At 60.6% G+C, this 18,585-nt stretch carries 19 protein-coding genes and 3 tRNA genes; 9 read left to right on the plus strand and 13 right to left on the minus strand.

Annotation, left to right across the window (positions count from 1 at the left end; genetic code table 11):
* From LKD23_RS03705 to LKD23_RS03720, 4 genes are all read left to right on the plus strand, one after another.
* Window positions 1–492: type II toxin-antitoxin system PemK/MazF family toxin (locus tag LKD23_RS03705; RefSeq protein ID WP_227620410.1), on the plus strand; the 492-nt coding region annotated here is incomplete at its 5' end.
* Window positions 483–1,292, plus strand: coding sequence for a DUF6551 family protein (locus tag LKD23_RS03710; protein WP_097775162.1), 810 nt, complete (start codon window positions 483–485; stop codon window positions 1,290–1,292). The genes LKD23_RS03705 and LKD23_RS03710, both read left to right, overlap by 10 nt.
* A gap of 113 nt (window positions 1,293–1,405) precedes the next feature.
* Window positions 1,406–1,771, plus strand: coding sequence for a helix-turn-helix domain-containing protein (locus LKD23_RS03715; protein ID WP_113993110.1), 366 nt, complete (start codon window positions 1,406–1,408; stop codon window positions 1,769–1,771).
* Window positions 1,772–1,773: 2 nt separating this feature from the next.
* Window positions 1,774–3,270, plus strand: a complete 1,497-nt coding sequence (locus LKD23_RS03720) for a tyrosine-type recombinase/integrase (protein WP_097775163.1) — start codon at window positions 1,774–1,776, stop codon at window positions 3,268–3,270.
* 62 nt (window positions 3,271–3,332) lie between these two features.
* Here the strand turns inward: LKD23_RS03720 and LKD23_RS03725 are convergent.
* Together LKD23_RS03725 and LKD23_RS03730 are read right to left on the minus strand one after the other, a co-directional pair.
* Window positions 3,333–3,411 (minus strand) — tRNA-Leu (locus LKD23_RS03725).
* 424 nt (window positions 3,412–3,835) lie between these two features.
* Window positions 3,836–4,123, minus strand: coding sequence for a hypothetical protein (locus LKD23_RS03730; RefSeq protein ID WP_227620412.1), 288 nt, complete (start codon window positions 4,121–4,123; stop codon window positions 3,836–3,838).
* Between the two features lie 13 nt (window positions 4,124–4,136).
* On the opposite strand from LKD23_RS03730, the gene LKD23_RS03735 reads away from it, so the two are divergent.
* Complete coding sequence (locus tag LKD23_RS03735; protein ID WP_255668086.1) at window positions 4,137–4,472, plus strand: DUF6465 family protein; 336 nt, start codon at window positions 4,137–4,139, stop codon at window positions 4,470–4,472.
* A gap of 60 nt (window positions 4,473–4,532) precedes the next feature.
* On the opposite strand, the gene LKD23_RS03740 is transcribed toward LKD23_RS03735, so the two are convergent.
* Genes LKD23_RS03740 through LKD23_RS03750 form a run of 3 tightly spaced genes read right to left on the minus strand, consistent with a single transcriptional unit; the run spans window position 4,533 to window position 8,645 of the window.
* A complete protein-coding gene (locus tag LKD23_RS03740; protein WP_227620414.1) occupies window positions 4,533–6,029 on the minus strand; it encodes a carboxypeptidase M32 in 1,497 nt (498 codons plus the stop codon).
* 12 nt (window positions 6,030–6,041) lie between these two features.
* Window positions 6,042–6,680, minus strand: a complete 639-nt coding sequence (locus tag LKD23_RS03745; RefSeq protein WP_227620416.1) for a metallophosphoesterase family protein — start codon at window positions 6,678–6,680, stop codon at window positions 6,042–6,044.
* 42 nt (window positions 6,681–6,722) lie between these two features.
* Window positions 6,723–8,645 (minus strand): BMP family ABC transporter substrate-binding protein, encoded by a 1,923-nt coding sequence (locus LKD23_RS03750; protein ID WP_227620418.1) that lies wholly within the window; start codon window positions 8,643–8,645, stop codon window positions 6,723–6,725.
* A 165-nt stretch (window positions 8,646–8,810) separates the two neighbouring features.
* Here LKD23_RS03750 and LKD23_RS03755 point away from each other — a divergent pair, with 165 nt between their 5' ends.
* The 4 genes from LKD23_RS03755 to LKD23_RS03770 all read left to right on the plus strand — a co-directional run bounded on the left by LKD23_RS03755 (window position 8,811) and on the right by LKD23_RS03770 (window position 10,232).
* Entirely contained in the window at window positions 8,811–9,377 is a 567-nt protein-coding gene (locus LKD23_RS03755; RefSeq protein ID WP_227620420.1) for a DUF1643 domain-containing protein, read from the plus strand.
* 21 nt (window positions 9,378–9,398) lie between these two features.
* Entirely contained in the window at window positions 9,399–9,938 is a 540-nt protein-coding gene (locus LKD23_RS03760) for a phosphatase PAP2 family protein (protein WP_227620422.1), read from the plus strand.
* A 135-nt stretch (window positions 9,939–10,073) separates the two neighbouring features.
* Window positions 10,074–10,147, plus strand: a tRNA-Arg gene (locus LKD23_RS03765).
* 8 nt (window positions 10,148–10,155) lie between these two features.
* Window positions 10,156–10,232, plus strand: a tRNA-His gene (locus LKD23_RS03770).
* Window positions 10,233–10,609: 377 nt separating this feature from the next.
* On the opposite strand, the gene LKD23_RS03775 is transcribed toward LKD23_RS03770, so the two are convergent.
* The 8 genes from LKD23_RS03775 to LKD23_RS03810 all read right to left on the minus strand — a co-directional run bounded on the left by LKD23_RS03775 (window position 10,610) and on the right by LKD23_RS03810 (window position 18,576).
* A complete protein-coding gene (locus LKD23_RS03775) occupies window positions 10,610–11,908 on the minus strand; it encodes a cell envelope biogenesis protein TolA (RefSeq protein ID WP_227620424.1) in 1,299 nt (432 codons plus the stop codon).
* Window positions 11,909–11,921: 13 nt separating this feature from the next.
* A complete protein-coding gene (locus LKD23_RS03780; protein WP_227620426.1) occupies window positions 11,922–12,110 on the minus strand; it encodes a hypothetical protein in 189 nt (62 codons plus the stop codon).
* A 1-nt stretch (window position 12,111) separates the two neighbouring features.
* The gene (locus LKD23_RS03785) at window positions 12,112–13,995 is read right to left on the minus strand and encodes a hypothetical protein (RefSeq protein ID WP_227620428.1); all 1,884 of its coding nucleotides are present in this window, start codon (window positions 13,993–13,995) and stop codon (window positions 12,112–12,114) included.
* Window positions 13,996–14,009: 14 nt separating this feature from the next.
* Window positions 14,010–14,393: a hypothetical protein gene (locus tag LKD23_RS03790; RefSeq protein WP_227620430.1), complete on the minus strand. Its 384-nt coding sequence runs from the start codon at window positions 14,391–14,393 to the stop codon at window positions 14,010–14,012.
* 80 nt (window positions 14,394–14,473) lie between these two features.
* Window positions 14,474–14,689, minus strand: a complete 216-nt coding sequence (locus LKD23_RS03795; RefSeq protein WP_227620432.1) for a hypothetical protein — start codon at window positions 14,687–14,689, stop codon at window positions 14,474–14,476.
* A 111-nt stretch (window positions 14,690–14,800) separates the two neighbouring features.
* A complete protein-coding gene (locus LKD23_RS03800) occupies window positions 14,801–15,820 on the minus strand; it encodes a N4-gp56 family major capsid protein (RefSeq protein ID WP_227620434.1) in 1,020 nt (339 codons plus the stop codon).
* Between the two features lie 57 nt (window positions 15,821–15,877).
* The gene (locus LKD23_RS03805; protein ID WP_227620436.1) at window positions 15,878–16,813 is read right to left on the minus strand and encodes a ribosomal-processing cysteine protease Prp; all 936 of its coding nucleotides are present in this window, start codon (window positions 16,811–16,813) and stop codon (window positions 15,878–15,880) included.
* On the minus strand, window positions 16,810–18,576 hold the full coding sequence (locus tag LKD23_RS03810; RefSeq protein ID WP_227620438.1) for a portal protein: 1,767 nt from the start codon (window positions 18,574–18,576) through the stop codon (window positions 16,810–16,812). Before LKD23_RS03810 ends, LKD23_RS03805 begins: the two co-directional genes overlap by 4 nt.
* Window positions 18,577–18,585 lie beyond the last annotated feature (9 nt).

Below are 18,585 nucleotides of genomic sequence, written 5' to 3' on the forward strand. Positions count from 1 at the left end.
CCGACCCACTGCCTGTTGGAAAACGCAGGGTTGAATATGCCGTCCGTTGTGCAGGCAGAGCAGATCTTCACCATCGACAAAAGCCGGGCACTGAAGTATCTGGGGCATCTGACCCCAGAGGAGATGCGCCGGGTGGATGATGCGGTTCGCATCAGCCTTGCGCTGAACCCTATGGGCAGCATCCAGCAGATAGAGCCTATCCGGCGCTCTACGGCGGTTTATGCGCCGCCTGAGGTGGTGGATGGCAAACCGCCTGTCTACCCCTATACGCCCATCCGGTCGTCCTTTGAGAACGCCGGAAGCATCGAGGAAATGATGCTGTACACCGAACTGCAATCCGCGGTTCATGCCATGATCCAGCGGCTCGAATATAGCTTCACCTTCAATCCCAGCCTGCTCACCAGCCCGAAGCGGAAGCAGCAGGTGACTGAGATCTTAGAGGAAGCCGAGAAGTACATTTGGAGAATCAAGGAGGAAATGCGATGCGCCTGAACGACAACAATACTTTCATTGGTATCAACCCGCCGTACCAGCTTTCGGTCATCCACAGCAGCAAGCTGATCTATCCCCGCGAGATCTACCAGCGGGGCGTAGAGCGCAAGAGGGTGGAGCTGATTGCAAGGGACTTCAACGAGTACATCGTTAACGAGCCGAAGGTCAGCTTCCGCAACGGCAGGTACTATGTAATGGATGGGCAGCACACCATCGAGGGCTGCATCCTCCTCAACGGCGGCGAGGACCGCCCGATCCTCTGCAAGGTCTACACCGGTCTGACGATGGAGCAGGAAGCCCTGCTCTTTGCCGAGCAGAACGGTCACGCCGCACCCCTGTCGGCGGGCATCAAGCTGCGCGCCAAGGTGGTGGGCGGCGATGCGCCTTCCAAGGCGTTTGTCGCAGCCACTAACCGGGCGGGGCTTTCCCTCAACTACGACAGTATGCAGCTGAGCGACTACCGCATCGGCTGCGTGGGCACGGCGCTGAAGCTGTACGACCAGCTGGGCGAAGAGATCTACTGCGAAGCTCTGCGGCACATCGTGGAAGCGTGGGAGGGCAAACCGGATTCCTTCCGGGCGGCTGTCCTGCGGGGCGTGATGTACTTTGTGCAGCTGTATCATGGGCAGTACAGCGAGGAGCGGCTTGTCCGTGCGCTGAGCGGCGTCCATCCCATGGAGCTCTACCGTGTCAGCCGGGATAACCCCGCCAAGCTTCCGGGCTGGCGGCGGTACGTTTACCCCATCTACACCACCTACAACGGCAAGTGCAGGAAAGACGCACTGCCGATGAAGTTCTAAGCTCAAATATCTCCTTTGGCAAGTGAGATGGTCCCCGAAAAAGACCATCACACTTTACATATAGTATTTTTTGCTGAATAATCGACATATTGAACTAGAAAGAGAGGACAGGAATGAGCGAGATCGCAGCCTGCACTTTGATTCAGGAAGAGCCTGACCGAAAGACGGAGAGGTATCTGACGATGTTCAAGGACTACCCGGATGTGGTGACGGTGGAGCATCTTCAGGAAATGCTTGGCATCTGCCGGAAGAATGCGTATCTGTTGGTCAAGCAGAATAAGATCCACTCGGCGCGTGTAGGACGCAGCTATAAGATACCAAAACTCTGCGTGGTAGAGTACCTGCTCGATCAGGATCGGCAACTTGGAGGGATGCACCTTTCAAACTCCCTTGTGCCATCCTTGCAAAACACTCCAGAATCTTCTAAACTTATGATGCCTAAGCAAAGGACGTTTGGCTGCGAACAGAAAGGAGCATAACTATGACAAATGTGGCCGGACATTTAAGAGAACAAAACGGTATGTATCAGATGATTCTGAGCTGGAAAGACACAGATGGAAAGCGCAGAACCAAATCCATCAGCACAGGACTTCCTGTTAAAGGAAACAAAAAAAGAGCTGAATCTCTGTTGCGTAAAACACAAAAAGAGTTTAACCCTGAAACGATGCAGCAGGTTTCCGACCTGCCGGTATCGGAATATCTGAACCGCTGGCTTCGGGAAAGCGTGATGAACCTTCCGCCCGAAACCTATGGCAGATATGCTTATGATCTGGGAAGAGTAGTTGTCCCATACTTTGAAAAGAAGCGGCTGTCTTTGAAAGCACTCTCTCCGCGCGATCTGGAAACGTTCTTCCGCTATGAGCGTCAGCAGGAGGAGGCCAGTGTACAGCAGCTTCTGGATTGGCACAAGGAGTTGACCGATGCCCTACAATATGCCGTTGACAATAATTGGCTGAAGGTCAGCCCCATCAAAGAAGTTGACCCCTGCCTTGATAACTCCCCGGTACTTTTCACCGACTTCATCACGGACTGGTTGAAAATGATGAAGTCACGAGTGGAAATCACAACCTATACCAGCTATGAAAGAGCAATCGTTCACAAGATCGTCCCATATTTTGAACCGCTCCACTATACATTGCAGGATATGGAACAGCATCCCAAATACATCCAAGACTTCTACCAGCATGAGTTGGATCGTGGCCTTACGGCAAACACCGTCATTCACTATCACGCCAACATCCGCAAATGCTTGCAGTACGCTTTTCAAATCGGCATGATCCGTTCCAACCCGGCAGATCGCGTTGAACGTCCTCGTAAGGAAAAGTTCAAGTCGGAGATTTACAGCGGTGAAGAACTGGAGCAGCTTTTCAAAGCGATTCAAGGTGACCCTTCGGAGTTTGGCGTTATCATGGCTGCATTCTACGGCCTGCGGCGCAGTGAAGTTGTTGGCTTGAAATGGGATGCCATTGACTTTGAAAACAAGAAAATCAGCATTCAGCATACGGTTGTGACCGCAAAGGTCAACGGAACGCTAACAGAAATCGCACGAGATAAGACAAAAACAAAGTCGAGCTGCCGGACACTTCCCCTAATCCCTGCCTGTGAGCAGATGCTCAATAAAATGAAAAAGGAGCAGGAGCAGAATCGGAAGGTCTGCGGCAAAAGCTATTGCACCGATTATCTTGACTATATCTATGTAGACCCGATGGGAAAACGGATTCGGCCCGATTTCCTGAGCCAACATTTCCCGGATTTTCTGGTCGCACACCAGATGAAGCGTATCCGCTTTCACGATCTGCGCCATAGCTGCGCCAGTCTGCTCTATGCCAATGGCGTGAGCCTGAAGGAGATTCAGGAGTGGCTGGGGCACAGCGACATCAGCACGACAAGCAACATTTATACACATCTGGATTTCTCCAGTAAGGTATCTTCGGCGAATGCAATCGTCAATATCTTCCCAGAAAACGCCAAAGTATAAAAAATGGGCAAAAAAGAAAAACAGCCTAAAATCTTTCGATCCTAAGCCGTTTTATGATGAAGTGCCGATGGTGGGACTCGAACCCACATGGTTTCCCGAACGATTTTGAGTCGTTTGCGTCTGCCATTCCGCCACATCGGCTTATATTCAATTTTGGGACATTAGTACCGGTTTCTGAGGATTGGAGGGATGTTCAGGAGGGATGTAAGAAATCCTGCTTCGACAAACCTTCAAAATTCAACGGACACTCGTGAATTTCTCGCACAGACACAGAAAATCACGAAGCGGATTTTGAGTCGTTTGCGTCTGCCATTCCGCCACATCGGCTTATATTCAATTTTGGGACATTAGTACCGGTTTCCGAAGATTGGAGGGATGTTCAGGAGGGATGTAAGAAATCCTGCTTCGACAAACTTTCAAAATTCAACGAATACTCGTGGATTTCCTGCACAGACACGAAAAATCACGAAGCGGATTTTGAGTCCCCCTCGTCTGCCATTCCGACACACCGGCGCATTCTGTTGTATGGATAACATAGATATTATAGCGGATTCTTCGCCTAAAATCAAGATGCAGCTTGCAACTCGGCAAATTTCTGCTTTTCCCGCCGCTGTTCTTCCGGATAGTCCTTCGAGACTCGCACAAATCCCGCCAGTTTCTTTTTTCCCTCTGTATCTTCCTCGTTTTGTCGGAATTTGGCCCCTATTTGACCGGGCAAAGCGGATGATTTTTCCAAAAAACACTTTACAAACGTCAAAGAAATAACTATTATATAAGTATAGTGCCCTGAATCGTTGGCACATTCAGAAAATGGCCGGGCAGACCGAGCTACAGCTTCCGGCCCGGAAATCATCCGCGTTTTCCATTTGCAGAGGAATACAGGAAAGAAGGTATACGCTATGTCTGAGAAAAAGTCTGCTGTCCCCGCAGCGGCCGCTGCTCCCGAAACTCCTGCGGCAGAGCCGAAGAAGCGCAAGGCTTCCGATACCGCACAGCGCCGCGGCCGTCCCCCGCTCACCCCGGAGGTCTACGTCGAGTTCGGCACCAGTCAGTACAACATCACCGATGTCGTCGAGCGCGCCAAGGCCGACTACCGCACCACCCACAAGGTGGGCGTCCAGTCCTGCAAGGTCTACGTCAAGCCCGAAGAGGGCGCTGCCTACTATGTCATCAACAAGGTCTCCGGCAAGCTGGAGCTGTGATGCTTTCCACTGCAAAAAAGGCGTCTGCACATCCGTTTGTGCAGACGCCTTTTCCTGTTTTTATAAGCCGTACAGCTCAGTGTACTTCCGGGTGAGATACTGGATATAATCCTCGGGGCTGAAGTCTCCGCAGGCGTTCTTCACCACATCGGCAGGCTCCATCAGCCCGCCGTACTGGTGGACTTTTTCCCGCAGCCAGCCGGTGATGGGCGCAAGGTCGCCCCGCGCAGCCGCCCCCCAGACATCCACATCCTGCTCCATCCGTCGCAGCATCTGGGCACCGTAGGCACTGCCCAGCGCATAGGACGGGAAATAGCCGAAGGAGCCGCCCGACCAGTGGCTGTCCTGTAAGCAGCCATCCCGGTCATTGGGCACCTCAACGCCCAGATACTCCTTGTAGAGCTTTGCCCAGACGGCAGGCACATCCTTGGCTTCCAGCGTGCCGCCGATGAGCTGCTTTTCGATCTCATACCGCACCATGACGTGGAGGCAGTAGGTCAGCTCGTCGGCCTCGATGCGGATAAGACTGGGCTGGGCTTTGTTGACCGCGCGGTAGAACTGCTCCGCGCTGACGCCGCCCAGCTGCCGGGGGAAGAACGCCTGCATCTTGGGATAGACCGCCTCCACAAAGGGCCGCGACCGGCCGATGAGGTTCTCGTAGAACCGGGACTGGCTCTCGTGGACGCCCATGGAGACGCCGCCCGCGAGGCAGGTATATTGCAGATCGTCCCGGATGCCCAGCTCATACAGGGCGTGGCCGCCCTCATGGAGGACGGAGTACATGGAGGACGCCACGTTGTGCTCGTCGTAGTTGGTGGTGATGCGGACGTCCTTATTATTGAATTCCAGCGTGAAGGGGTGCTCGGTCTCGCCCAGACCACAGTGACGGCGGTCGAGTCCCATCACCTCCATCAGATAGTCGGCAAAGGCTTTCTGCTGTGCCACCGGGTACTCCTGATACAAGAAACTGTCGTCGATCTGCGGCTTTTCGCCGATCTTCCGGATGAGCGGCACAAGCCCTTCCCGCAGCGTCTCAAAAAAGCGGTCCAGCTTCTCCATATCCACGCCGCGCTCGTACTCGTTCAGCAGGGCGTCATAGGGAGCCTTCGAGGCGTCATAATACCCGGCGAAGCGGCGGTTGTAGTCCACCAGCTCCTGTAAGACCGGGCAGAACAGGGCAAAATCGTCCTGCGCCTTGGCCTTGTGCCAGACATCGTCCGCCCGGTTGCACAGCTCCTTATAGGCCATATATTCCTCGGCCGGGATGCGGGTCAGCTGCTCACAGCTGCGGCGAAGCTCTTCCACCTCCCGGCGGTGGACAAGGTCAAGCTCGTCGGCGCGGGCGTTCAGCTCGTCCAGCAGTGCCTTCGTCTCTGGGCAGGTCATCAGCTTCTGGCTCTCACCGGCCAGAATGCTCATGGCCACGCCCCGTCCCTCGGCGGTGCCGCTGGGCGCGGTGGTCACAGCATCCAGATAGAGGGAGCTGTCTGCACAGTGATAGGCGTACAATTTTTTCTGCAGCAATTCCAGCTGCTGCAATGCGCGTTCTGTCTCCATTGTTTTGTCTCCTCACTCTCTCCCGAAGAGCTTCCGCTTCGGTATCTGCACCGGGTCGGGGATCTCAAACTCATACCGCTCGGTGGCGTTGATGACGGTGGTGCCGCCCCGGGTGCAGACCCGGGGCAGATTCGCCCCATAATTCAGGTGCATATGCCCATGGATGAACCACTTGGGCTGATACAGGTCCATCAGGTCGTTGAACACCTGAAAGCCCTTGTGCGCCCGGTCGGTGCCGTCGTTGAGTCCGCTGGCGGGGGCGTGGGTCAGCAGGATGTCAACTCCCCCGGCCCGCCGGGCCGCCAGCCAGAGCCGCCGGGCACGCCGCCGCATCTCGCCCTCTGTGTACTGGAAGGTGTCTTCCTTGTTGTATCGGCTGCATCCGCCCAGCCCCATGATGCGCAGTCCCTTCCAGACATAGACTGCATCGTCCACACAGATGCAGCCCCCGGGTTCTGCCCCTTTGTAGCTGCCGTCGTGGTTGCCGTGGACGTACAGGATGGGGGCGGCGGTAAAGTTTGTAAGATATTCCAGATATTTTTTCGGCAGGTCGCCGCAGGAGAGGATGAGGTCGATGCCCTCCAGCCGCCTGCGGACGCTCTCGTCCCAGAGCAGTTCGGACGGGACATCCGAGATCGCAAGTATTTTCACGCTGCTTTGCTCCATTCTTTTCTATCCTTGAGGCATCGCCTGTTACTGCGGCGTCCCTTTCACGATGTCCAGACCGTTGATGTCCAGAAGTCCCCGGGTCTTGGCGTCCAGTGCATCGTAGCTGGGCAGCTCGCCCTCCACGCACTCGTCCAGCCAGTCCATCTCCATCAGCTCCTTGGGCGTATAGATGCCGGAAGCCGCATGGTGGAGGACATGGCTCTGGCTGTAGCTCTCGGTGGGGAAGACCTGAAGCTCTCCCTCGCAGAGCTGACGCTCGGCCATCCTGAGCAGCTGCACCGTGCCGCTGCCCAGCCGGATGGGGTACTCCACCCGCTCGGCCCCGCTCTTGAGGCCCCACCAGTAGTTGATGGCCCTGCCGCCGGGGGCACTGTCCCACGTCCCGGCAAACACCGACCGGACGATCTCGGTGAAGAAGACATCCCACCGCCACTCCGGCAGGCCCAGCGGCTGCAATACGCCGTCGGGCAGGCGGCGGCAGAGTCCGTAATCCCGGTAGGTCCCTTCCGGCTCCCGGAAGTCCTGACTGTAGAAGACCTCGATGTCCTTCCGGTCGGAGAAGTCCTGCGGATGGCTCTCATCCGACAGGCAGGCCCACCGCAGCACCACCCGGCTCTCGGGCCGGACAGCCCGCACGCCCTGTGCAAAGGCGTTGATGGCCGCCGGTACGCCGTACACCGGGTTCGCGGCCACATAGCCCACCCGGTCGCTGCGGGAAACGATGCCCGCCAGCATCCCCAGCAGATACGTCACCTCGTAGGTGCGGGGGTAGTAGGTGCGCACCAGCGGATGGGGCGCGTTGAGGGAGCAGTTGAGGAAGCGGGTCTTGGGGTGCTGGGCCGCCACCTTCAGACAGGCGGTGTGCATCCGGGCGCTGGTGGTAAAGACGATGTCCGCATGGTCGTGGGCCACCTCTTCCAGCACCTGCTCGGCATCCACCTCGGGGTTGATGTTCTCCCGGCAGCTGACGAAGAGCTTGTCAGGGAACGCCTTCACCAGCGCAGCACGGCCCTTGTCCTGTCCACGCACCCACGCGCTGGTCTGGGCATTGTGCTCGTGGAGGAAGACCACCCGCAGTTCGCTGGGCCGGGAGCTGAAGATGTTCAGCTTGCTCAGCAGCGGCTCTGCGCTGCGCTTCGGCTCCAGCAGCAGCTCCACGGCGTGGGGTTCGGCAAGGATCTTCACCTCGTCCCAGAGCCGGGCCAGATTCTCCCGCACCTTCGTGGGGGTGGACTGGCAGGCGTCGGCATAGCGGTACACCGACAGATACACCAGCAGAGCATCTCCCGGCGTCAGCCCCAGCGAGCCGCCGCCCAGCGCATAGAACTGCTGGCTGAACATGGTGTAGAGGGCCGAGAAATTCAGCCGGTCGTCCTCCGTCCACGCCTCACCCGTGGCCTTGCAGGCCAGCGTCTGCAATTTCGCATAGCCGCCCAGCCGGGAGAAGCTGACGTTGTTGATGCGGGAGAGCTTATAGAAATCGAGGAACTCATAGTAGAGCTTGTTTTCCAGCGTGTCGTTTCTGGCCGGGATGAGCCGGGTGACGGTGCCGGGGATCTTGACGGCCTCATAATACTTGAGGACAGAGACCCGCTTGTTGCCCTCCTGTACATAGAACCGGTTCATGTACTCGAAGGCAATGATGGGGGTATGGATGCCCTCTTCCAGATGGGCTTCACAGAGGTTCGACCACTTGACGGCAAACTCGGTGTCGTCCTCGAGGAGGGGCATAAAGTTGGAGGCAAAGGCGGTGTGGCGTCCGGCGGTCTTGGTGCCCACGATGCTCTCGGCCGGGATGTCCACCAGCCCCAGAGGCTCCTGCGCCACGATGTCTGCGTCGGCAATGATCTCGTCCAGCACCGCAAGATAGGGCGACTGGCCCCGGGCCACACTGGCCCGGTAGGCACGCTGGCCTGCACGCAGGGCGCTGCGGTAATCTTCCATCATAGATAAAACTCCTTCTGCTTTTTCAGCAAATGAAGAGGGATAGCTTCACAGGATTAGTATAGCATGAAAATCAAAAATATGGGAGACTTTCTCGCCGCAAGGTGTTGCTTTCCCGCAAATTTTAAGGTACGATAAGGGAAACATCCATTTTTTGCGAGGTAATCTATGCTTTGTGACGCTCTCCCCCGGCTGGAAGCCGGCGAATACCCCGGCGGCATCTGGTACTACGAGCCGCACACCTACCAGCCTTACCGCTATGTGCTGGGCCGGGTGGGCCGCCGCCCGCTGGTCTGCATCGGCATCAACCCCAGCACCGCCCAGCCCGGCGCGCTGGACCCCACCCTGAAGAGCGTGGAGCGTCTGGCCAGTGCCAACGGCTTCGACAGCTGGATCATGTTCAACGTCTACCCCCAGCGGGCCACGAACCCCAACGATATGGACAAGACCCCCGACCGCGCCCTCTGCGACGAGAACCTCCGCTGGCTGCGGGCCGTGCTGGCCCAGACCGAGCCCACCATGTGGGCTGCATGGGGCACCCTCATCGAAAAGCGGGCCTATCTGCCCGGCCTGATGCGGGAGATGGTGGCCCTGACGCGGGAGCGCGACATTCCGTGGGTGACCTTCGGCCCCCGCAGCAAGAAGGGCCACCCCCATCACCCCCTCTACCTGCGCAAGGACTCCACGCCTGAGCCTTTTGATGTGGAAAACTACCTCAACACCTGCTTTGACTGATCTTCTCAGGGAGGAAGCACCATGACACCGGAACGATACAAGAAGCTGACCGACTGGCTCGAGGGGCATCCTGCCCTCCGGGAGGGCATCATCCTGCTCAACCGCTGGCTCCCCCTCGTGCCCTTCGTCTGTTATCCGGCGCTCCTTCTGCTGCTCAACCTCCGGTGGTTTGCGATGCTTCGTGTCGGGCGGGGCGGCGGCGCTCTTGATTTTATGCAGGTCATCGCCCGGGCCATCCTTGTGCCGGGGCTGGCGTTCTGGATGGGCACCCTCCTGCGGGCCAGACTCAACTTTCCCCGCCCTTATGAGCAGCCGGGCTTTGTCCCCCTCGTCCCGAAAAGCACCCGCGGCAATTCCTGCCCCTCCCGCCACGCTCTGAGCGCCGCCGTCCTTGGGATGGTGTGGCTCTACTTCTACCCCGCCGTCGGCGTCGGGATGCTGACCATCGCCGCCCTCATCTGTCTGCTGCGGGTGCTGTCCGGGGTGCATTTCATCCGGGATGTGCTGGCCGGTGCAGCCTTCGGGCTGGTCTTTGGCTTCGCAGGGATGTGGCTGCTGTGAGGCAGTTTTTGCAGAAAGTGCAAAAAAGTTTTGATTTTCCCTTGACAGAACCCCGGGGCTATGGTATTATACTTCTCGCAGCGTGCTTCGACTCACAGCTGCGAACCATATCAGAACCCAATGGGATAACAACGTGCGCCCGTAGCTCAGGTGGATAGAGCAACTGCCTTCTAAGCAGTGGGCCGGGGGTTCGAGTCCCTTCGGGCGCATTGATGTGGTGCCCATAGCGTAGTCGGTTAACGCGCCAGATTGTGGATCTGGAGACCGTGGGTTCGAGTCCCACTGGGCACCCCACTAAAAAGACCCGCGAGCATATGCTTGCGGGTCTTTTTCTGTCGTGGGGCGTCCAGTGGGACGAGAACAGGGCGGCCTCGCCGCAGGCGAGGTAAGCGATCAGCCCAGTGGGCTGTCGCTTAGCCCGCGGGTTCCAATCTGTAGGAATGTCTACTGTGGCAGCTCCGTGGGGCGTCCAGTGGAACTCGAACCAACCTGTAGGAATGTCTACCGTGGTAACTCCGTGGGGCGTCCCGTGCAGCGGATGCCGGGTGCCGCAACTCGTAGGCCGCTTCCCTCCTCCACTTTATAAACAGCTCCAAAACATCTCAAACCAGACCAAGGCCGCAGCCCAGAACACCCTTCCGTGTTCCGTGCTGCGGCCTTTTTCCGTTTTCTCAGCTTCCCAGCTGCTTCAGGATATTCTGGATCTCTTCGTTGGAGTAGCCCTCCTTCAGCAGCTCGCTCCGGATGGCTGTATCGCTCCTGCCCTGACGGTAGAGGCGTGCGGCGCTGTAGGGCACGACCGTGCCGCCCAAAGTCAGCACCGGCTCCCCGCCCGAGACACCCGCACTCTTTGCCCCGGCATTTGCCGCGGCCTGCTGGGCGCTCTGGGCCGCCTTGGACTGCTTGAGCGCCCACTCGCCCTTGGCAATGTTCAGCTTCTCGCTGGTGACATTGTTGTTGAACTCCTGCTGACGCAGGGTGTCCTGATACTGCCGCTCGGCCAGCTCGTTCTTGTACTTCTGCTGGGCCAGACTGTCCTGCCGCTGGTTCTCCTGCATCTGCTGGCTCCACGCAGCATCAGCACGCTCGGCCTCATAGGCGCGATCCTTGGCATACATATTGTAGCCGGTATTCGCCAGACTACCCATCAGCGAGCCGATGCCGGTGGTGCCGGTGATGGCCAGCTGCACCGCGTCGCCGATGACGCCCAGGACACTCAGCACATTGCTGAATGCCTGCTGACGTTTGGCACGCGCCTGCTGTTCCTGCGCGGAGTAATAGCCGTAGAGGGTGTCCAGCCGACCCAGATAGTCCTGATAGCGGCCATAGTCCTGCTCATAGGCGGCGTTGTAGGCGCTGCCCTTCCGGTCGAGCTGACTATAGTAGTCCGACAGCTCCGCATTATACCGCGCCTGTGCGTTCTGTTCCTGCGCATTGAGCTGGTCGATGCGGGTCACGACATCGTCGCCCTCGCTGTTGTAGGTGTCCAGCGCCAGCCGGTAGAGGGAGGGCAAAGCGTCGTTCAGGGCACCCATCTGCTGCTGATACGCCTGCTGCGCCGCGCTGACCGCATAGCTCGAACCGTAGCCGCCGGTCAGGGCCGCTGCCTGTGCGGCGGCATCTGCGCTGGCATTGCGGGCGTTCTGGGTGTACTGCCGGGCATACTGGCGGTAGAGCGGGTCCTGTGCATAGCTGTACTGGAAGCTGTCCCGCCCCAGCAGCTGACCGATGAGGTCTTCGATCCGGCCCTGATAGGCGCTCTCGTACTGGCCCGGACGGTTCTGCTGCCAGTTCTTCAGGTCGGCCGCCGCGTCGGTCACACTCTGGCTGGGGCTGTACTCCGCCTTTGCCAGCGCATTCTCCACCTCCCTGCGGCTGCTCAGGCCTGCCGTACTGTAGGAAGACCGGGCCGCAGGCTGGGCGCTCAGCTCCTCCAAAAGCTGCTGTTCTTTCTTCTTCTCGGTACTCATAGCTTCTCCTTTCTCACTGGATGCTGTTCAGCCGGGTGCGCAGCGATTCCGACATATTTTCCACGTCCAGATTGCAGAGCACATATTGCAGCTGCTCCTGCATCTGGTATAAGTAGTTGCGGATGGCACGGGCATCCTCTGCGTCCATGTTCTCGCTCAGATGGGGCAGGCCGATCTTCGAAAGCCCTGTGACACTTGCCATATCAGTTCACCTCCTGTGCCAGAATGCCGCCTCTCGCGGCGGCGCTCGTCCGGGTCAGGCTGCGCAGGGTGATCTGCCCCCGGCCCTTCAGCCGCAGCCGCAGGCTCCCGCACCGCCGGGGAACGAAGGGGATGTCGAAGCAGCGCCGCCCGTCGGCCGTCCTCTGGGCCAGTGTCTCCCACGCCCCGCCGTCATAGCTCACCGCCAGCTCGAAGCGGCTCTTCGCCTCGGCCTCGAGCCGGAGGGTCAGCCGGGAAAGATACTGTTCTTCCGGGCGGTCCAGCCCGATGTCCCCGCTGACCAGCTCGAACCGCACCCCCTCTTCGAGGCCATCGGCCCGCTGCCAGTTCTCTTCCCGCTCCGCATCCGCCGCCCAGACCGCCTTGCCATCCCAGAGGTAGAGCTGTCCGCCGCTGCCGGTCATCTCGTAGGAGCAGACGTCCTCCTCCTGCCACAAGCCCCGCTCGGTGTCGTAGACCAGCAGCCGGACGGTCTGGGCTTCGCCGCTGCCCCGCACGAGATGCAGGTAATACCGCCCGTCCAGCGCACCGCCCAGAGCTGACTTCACGTTCCGCAGCCGGGCCGGGTCGAGGGCCGTCGAGACCTTGGTGGGGATGCTTCCATCCCACGCCATCACGCCGTCGGGCGAGAGATAGTAGAGCGTCTCGTTGATGACGCAGAGGCTCCGTGCCGCGCCCTTTGCCACGCCCCGGCAGCGCAGACTGCTCAGCTGGAAATCCGAGGGCTTGGAGCCATAGAGCTTGTGGAGGGTATTCTCCTTGAAGAAAAGTGCATATCCCATGCAGGTGGCCGCGCCGGTGAACGCCCCGTCGCTGCCCACGGTCACAGCATAGCTGTCGGCGGCGATGCCCCGGTAAGAGAACCAGTTGGACGGGTCGCCCAGCTTGCAGGCGTAGATGACGTTCTCCTTGCTGGAACAGCCCCATATCCGGTTGTCGCACTCGGTCAGATAGTCCATGTCCGGCACCCGGCGCTCCAGCCTCACCGTCTCCGCCGAGACAAACTCCCGTCTGACGCTGCCGTCCAGACTTACCCACCGCACCGCTGCGCCGGTGCGGGTCAGACGGCCATAGAACCACTCGCCGCCGGGGTCGGCCCTGACCCGCAGGGCGTCCTCGCTGGCGTCGCGGACGATGCGGTCACCGTCCAGCCCGCTCCACTGCCCGGCCTGCTCTGCGCCCGAGCCGCTGAGGGCTACGGTGTCCTCGGCCCGGAAATTTGCGCCGACGCCCTTGGCTGAAATGCGGCAGCAATCCAGCACCACCGCCGACCAGTTGCCCGACGCCTCGCTGTACACCTCCAGCGTGCTCTCGCTGCTCCATGGCTTCTCCGGGTCCTCCACCCGGAGGAAGAGCTGCCCATCCTTCGGATTTTCCGGCTCCGAAGGGCCGCTGCCGCTCACCTCGTAGACCCTGCCCTCGGCGTCGCAGGGGGCAAACTCCATGCTGGCGTTCGCCCCCGACCACACCGCCCCCAGTGCGCTCACCTCCCGGCTGACGGTGTCGAAGGCCAGCTTGTCCGGGAAGATCAGAATTTTTGTCCCGATGCCCACCAGCGTCTTTTTTCCGTCCTCCACCGCGTTCTCCAGGGTCACTTCCAGCTCGTCGGGGTCGTCCGGGGTGTAGACGAGTCTGGTGCCGCAGACCATCAGCAGGCCGTTCAGGTGATACATCCCGTTCAGCTCTGCCGTCTCCCGCAGCTTCCGGCGGGGCAGACGGGTGCTCAGGGCCGGGAAGTTCCGGGCCGAAAAGTTGATGCCCGCGCTGTACTCCGCCTCGGTGCAGCTGTACGTCTCGTTCAGCCCGCCGAACACCCGCAGCATATTCCGGGTGTTCTTCAGGCCGTTCCGGTTCGCAAGGATCATCTGTCATTCCTCCTTCACCAGCGCCACCTACTGCCCCGTACGGGCCGGTAGTTCCGCCTCAGCCACCCGGCCAGCTCGGCCAGAATGCTGTTATATTGAGCCTGCTCCCCGGCGTAGCGGTCGTTCTCTCCCAGAGCGGCGTCGGTCATGGCGCACAGGTAGTGGGGGTACAGACTGTCAAAGGGCGGCGGCACCAGCAGCACATCGTCGTCCCGCAGGCCGTCGTCCCACGCGAGATCCGCCCCCACGCCCTCCCGGCTGTCGGCACCGCTGGGGCGGAAGAACCGCTCCCGCAGCATCCCGTCCACCTCGCATAGCCACCGCTGCCGGGTCCGGGCCGCGACACGGCTGCCCGGGCGCAGTTCCTCAGCCCGCTCCATCGCTTCTCCTACCGTCATAAAAAGCCTCCTTTCGCTTTTTCCAAAAAAGCCCGGCAGCGGCGGCCTTTCTCTGCCGTTTCTGCCGGGCCGCGTTTCTCTTACTGGGCCGCAGTCTCTGCTGCAGCGATGCGGGCGGCGGTGTACTCATCCTGCTGCTGGCTGTGCTCCAGCACCTCAGCCACCTCAGGCGGCACCTCCACCTCCACGCCCCGGCGGATCTTGTAGTTCACGCCGTTGACGCTGACGAACAGGTCGCCCTTGTAGCGGCTGTTGTCCTTGAACAGCCGGATGCGGACATTCTTCTTTTCTTCCATGGCTTTCTCCTTTCCACGGGCCTGCCCTTGTAAGCGAGGCCCGCCCTTTCTGTTTTTTACCGGGCCTTTCTCGTCCAGCGCAGAGCTGTCACCGCAGGTGACTGAGAGGGCTTAATTCGCCGCCGCAGTACCCGAGTAGCTGGACACGCTCTCAATACGCACCATATACTGTTCCACCAGACGTTCCGCCGCACGCATCCCCTTCCAGCCCACGGAAGCGCGCTGGTTCAGCGGGTCGTCGCCGTAGCCCAGCTGCTTGACGATGTGCTCCAGACCGCCGCCTTCCAGCTCGGTGACACCGTAGGCGTGAGCGCCCAGCACCAGAGTGCCGAACACCGCCAGACCCGTCGGGCAGGTGCCGTCCTTCCAGATCTTCGCCTCGCTGGTCTCGATAAAGCGGATGTTGCCCAGCTTGCCGATCTCGCCGCGGTACATGGTCTCGGGGTCGGCGTACTTGTGGGCCTCGATGAACTCCTTGCAGGTCTTGAGGTCGTAGGCCGCATAGGGGTGGATGATGGCGATGTAGCTGTCACCGATGGGGTCAGCATTCATCGCGCCCAGCTGCGCCGCCGCCTGAAAGAACAGCTTCGGGGTCAGGGTGCAGCTCTTGTCCAGCGCTTTGCGGCTGGTGACAGCCGTCTCGGTGCCGTCCTCCCCCAGCTTCGGCGCATAGATGACATTGGTGCCGCCGGCCAGCACATCGCGGGTGATGCTGTCCATGGTGCGGCCGGCCTGACTGGCCAGCACACGGGTCGCCTGCACCACATTGTTGTCGATGGCGGTCATCTGCAAAACATCGGTCAGCGGGGTCCAGCCGCCATACTGGTGGAGGTCGCTGGTGATGGTGGTGACGTTCAGGGCCTGACCGTTGGGGGTCACGCCCTCGGTCAGCGGGGTGTCGGCCTTGGGCAGGCTGTCGTACTTGCGGAACTCGATGGTCTTGCCGCCGTTCTGGGGCACGGGGTAGTAGTCCGCGAACTGATCGTGCACCAGACGCGGCTCGGCCTGATCAATGAGGCGCTTTTCGTAGAAGGTCTTCATTTCCTTGGTCATGGTGCCGGTGGTGTTCTGCAGGCTTGCAGAAGCGTCGGCAAAGAGCTGGAGATCCATCTTCATATTGTCGTTTTTCATGTCATTCGTCCTTTCTTTTCCTTGCTTTTTGACCCCTCCTGCATCGGAGAGGTTTTTTCAGAAACTGATCTTCACTCCGTGCATCGCACGGCGTTCCAGTGCCTCGCGCTGGGCGCGGGTCATGCTGGCCACATCGGCGCGGGTGACGGCTGCGCCGCCGGGGCTGGTGCCGTTTTCCGCCGGGCGGGCCGAGCGCTGGCGGATGCGCTCCACGACGCCCTGCTCCACAGTCCGGGCGGTCTGCTGCAGCGCATCACTGTAATGGGCCAGACGGTAGGCGTCCCCCATCCGCATCCCGGGCAGCTCCATCAGACGGCGCATTTCGGGGTTCGCAAGCTCCTGCCGGAGCGAGAAGCCCGGGACGTCCCGGCGGATCATCGCCTCCTCTGCGGCCCAGCGGGCGTGGAGGGCACGGACGGCATTCTCTCCCGCCTGCAGGCCCGGGACAGGCGGGAGCGGCGCAGGACGTTCCTGCGGTGCAGGCGGCTCTTCCGGCTTTTCCGGTGCAGTCTGCGCCGGCACCTCCGGAGTCTCCCCGCTGCCCTCGTCGGCCCTCATGGTGCCGGAGGCGATGGCCTGCTGAGCCTGTGCGTGGCTGAGGGCGGGGGCACCTTCACCGCCCTCTGCAAACATCTGCAAGTCCACCATCGACTGTTCGCCCCGGCCGCTCAGGTCGGCAAAGCGGACATGGTCCGGGTAACGCTCTGCCAGCAGGGCAAAGCCTGCCTTGGCGAACTCGAAGGCCCCCTCCACCCACGGCTTCTGGGGCGCAGCCGCCGTCACCGCCAGACGCGGGCCGTCCGGCTCGTCCCATGCGCCGCTCTTGGCGCCCTCCTCGCCCGCCAGCAGGGCGCAGAGGGTCTGCATCAGGGTGCTTGCTCCCGCACACACGATGTCCTGCCCGGCGGGGGCATAGCCCGCGTGGCCCGAGGCCTCTAACCGGCAGGTGGGGCCTGCCGGGCCGTCCAGCTCGGTATAGTTCACTTTTATCATCTCATTTCTCCTTTCTGCATCTTCATCGCCCTCGCCATCGCCGCCGTGCTCAGTTCCTCCGCCGGGCCGCTCAGCTTGGGCGGGGCAGGCTGTTCCTGCGCTTCCAGCAGGCCCGTCAGCCGGGCCATCTGGGCCTGCATCTGTGCCAGCTGCCGGGCGAGGGTGCCGTTCTGCCGCACCCTCTGGCGTACCTTCTCAATGCCCTCGAAGTCCATCATTTCCAGCGCCGCCAGCGCCGCATCGGCGTTGGCCGGGGCAAAAAAGCCCAGCTGATAGCACTCCTTGGCCGTCTCATTCTGGGAAAGACGGCTGAAGGTAGACTTCTTCTCCGCGCTCACCACGATGTCGAACACCGGCTCACGGCTGCCCAGCTCCACACCGCCCACGACCTTCGCCGGCCGGGCGCGGAGCACCTCGCCCGAAAACCGGACAAACTCGCTCTCGCCGCCCTTTCCCGTGATGCGGAAGATGCGCTCCTCGTCGTAGAACTGCCGCATCAGCTCGATGATGAGGTAGCACTCCTTGGCAAATGCCCGGTAAGCGCTCTTGAGCATATCCCGGCTGAGCTTGCTGCCCGCCTCCTGCAAAGCAGCGATGGCCGAAGCCGCCGTGACGCCTCCGGCAGTGCCGCCCTGCGTCATGTCGCGGTTGCCGCTGATTTCCTTCAGCTCCTCGATGCGGCTGTTGCGGTAGCTCAGGCTGTTGCCCTGCAGTCCCGCCGTCTGCATCGGCCGGAAGCTGTCGTCGTTCAGCCGCCCCGCCACATGGATGATGTCTCGGGACAGGTCGGTCAGCTCCTCCTCGTTGACCCCTGCTGTGTCGCTCAGGACATACCGCTGCCGGGCCGAGAGCAGGACGTTCTCATCCATGGCGTGGTTCATCCGGTCGATGGCGGTCTGGCATTCCTTCATCACGTCGATGTACCCGAAGCCAGCCGGGCTGTCCTCCTCCATGAACAGCGGGTCGAACACAAAAGGATACCTGCCGTGGTCGTAGAATCCCCGTTCGGCCAGTGCCGGGTCGTTCTCGCTGGCGTAGAGCACCACGCCGTTGCAGAACTTGCAGTAGTGCAGCACGCTCCGGCCCTCCGGCGAGAGCTTTTTGTAGTACCAGTCCACCACGACGCTCTTGCTGCTGGTGTCGAGGCCTCCGTCGTGGATGTAGCGGGGCACATCGAGGACGCTGGCGGTGTGCCCTGCCAGCTGAGGCCAGCGCTCTTCCAGCTGGTTCGAGTCCGCCAGACTCAGCGAGAAGAAATGGGGCGACGCCTGAATGTCGTCCACGCCCGGCTCCCAGTAGAGCATCAGCAGGTTCATGGGCCGGATGCTGATCTCGCCCACGCCGCCCCGCTGCTCCGGGTCCCAGAACACCCCCTTGACACCGGTGCCCTGCTTGAGCTTGCGCCACCATGTGTCGCTGTACACCTGCTCGTAGTCGGCCTGTTCCAGCACTACGGGCAAAACGCTGGAAAGCGCCTGTGCCGCAGCCTCATCGTCCTCGGCCCGGGGCAGGACGTTGGGGCTGGGGTAGTTGTCCATCGCGTCGGCGTGCTTGTTGGCGATGGAGTTGAACAGCCACCCGCTGGACGGCTGGGGCTTGCCCTCCATCATGGGGTTCTGGTAGTTCTTCCAGTGCCCCATCCGGAACCACAGCTCGTTATCCACCAAGCGCTTGTCCAGCGCCGCCTTGCCTGCCTTGTACCGCTGCAAGATCTGTGCCGCCTCGCCCACCTCCTCCGGCCCGATGGGCAGCTTTTCTCTCATCTCGTCCAA

It is taken from the genome of Faecalibacterium butyricigenerans (assembly GCF_020687345.1).
Classification (GTDB): domain Bacteria; phylum Bacillota; class Clostridia; order Oscillospirales; family Ruminococcaceae; genus Faecalibacterium; species Faecalibacterium butyricigenerans.

What these genes read in the sequence shown, in the direction of transcription:
- LKD23_RS03710 (WP_097775162.1), top strand. Translation starts at nt 483, where the DNA reads ATGCGCCTGAACGACAACAATACTTTCATTGGTATCAACCCGCCGTAC.
- LKD23_RS03715 (WP_113993110.1), top strand. Translation starts at nt 1,406, where the DNA reads ATGAGCGAGATCGCAGCCTGCACTTTGATTCAGGAAGAGCCTGACCGA.
- LKD23_RS03720 (WP_097775163.1), top strand. Translation starts at nt 1,774, where the DNA reads ATGACAAATGTGGCCGGACATTTAAGAGAACAAAACGGTATGTATCAG.
- LKD23_RS03730 (WP_227620412.1), bottom strand. Translation starts at nt 4,123, where the DNA reads ATGATTTCCGGGCCGGAAGCTGTAGCTCGGTCTGCCCGGCCATTTTCT.
- LKD23_RS03740 (WP_227620414.1), bottom strand. Translation starts at nt 6,029, where the DNA reads ATGGAGACAGAACGCGCATTGCAGCAGCTGGAATTGCTGCAGAAAAAA.
- LKD23_RS03750 (WP_227620418.1), bottom strand. Translation starts at nt 8,645, where the DNA reads ATGATGGAAGATTACCGCAGCGCCCTGCGTGCAGGCCAGCGTGCCTAC.
- LKD23_RS03755 (WP_227620420.1), top strand. Translation starts at nt 8,811, where the DNA reads ATGCTTTGTGACGCTCTCCCCCGGCTGGAAGCCGGCGAATACCCCGGC.
- LKD23_RS03760 (WP_227620422.1), top strand. Translation starts at nt 9,399, where the DNA reads ATGACACCGGAACGATACAAGAAGCTGACCGACTGGCTCGAGGGGCAT.
- LKD23_RS03775 (WP_227620424.1), bottom strand. Translation starts at nt 11,908, where the DNA reads ATGAGTACCGAGAAGAAGAAAGAACAGCAGCTTTTGGAGGAGCTGAGC.
- LKD23_RS03780 (WP_227620426.1), bottom strand. Translation starts at nt 12,110, where the DNA reads ATGGCAAGTGTCACAGGGCTTTCGAAGATCGGCCTGCCCCATCTGAGC.
- LKD23_RS03785 (WP_227620428.1), bottom strand. Translation starts at nt 13,995, where the DNA reads ATGATCCTTGCGAACCGGAACGGCCTGAAGAACACCCGGAATATGCTG.
- LKD23_RS03790 (WP_227620430.1), bottom strand. Translation starts at nt 14,393, where the DNA reads ATGACGGTAGGAGAAGCGATGGAGCGGGCTGAGGAACTGCGCCCGGGC.
- LKD23_RS03795 (WP_227620432.1), bottom strand. Translation starts at nt 14,689, where the DNA reads ATGGAAGAAAAGAAGAATGTCCGCATCCGGCTGTTCAAGGACAACAGC.
- LKD23_RS03800 (WP_227620434.1), bottom strand. Translation starts at nt 15,820, where the DNA reads ATGAAAAACGACAATATGAAGATGGATCTCCAGCTCTTTGCCGACGCT.
- LKD23_RS03805 (WP_227620436.1), bottom strand. Translation starts at nt 16,813, where the DNA reads ATGATAAAAGTGAACTATACCGAGCTGGACGGCCCGGCAGGCCCCACC.
- LKD23_RS03810 (WP_227620438.1), bottom strand. Translation starts at nt 18,576, where the DNA reads ATGAGAGAAAAGCTGCCCATCGGGCCGGAGGAGGTGGGCGAGGCGGCA.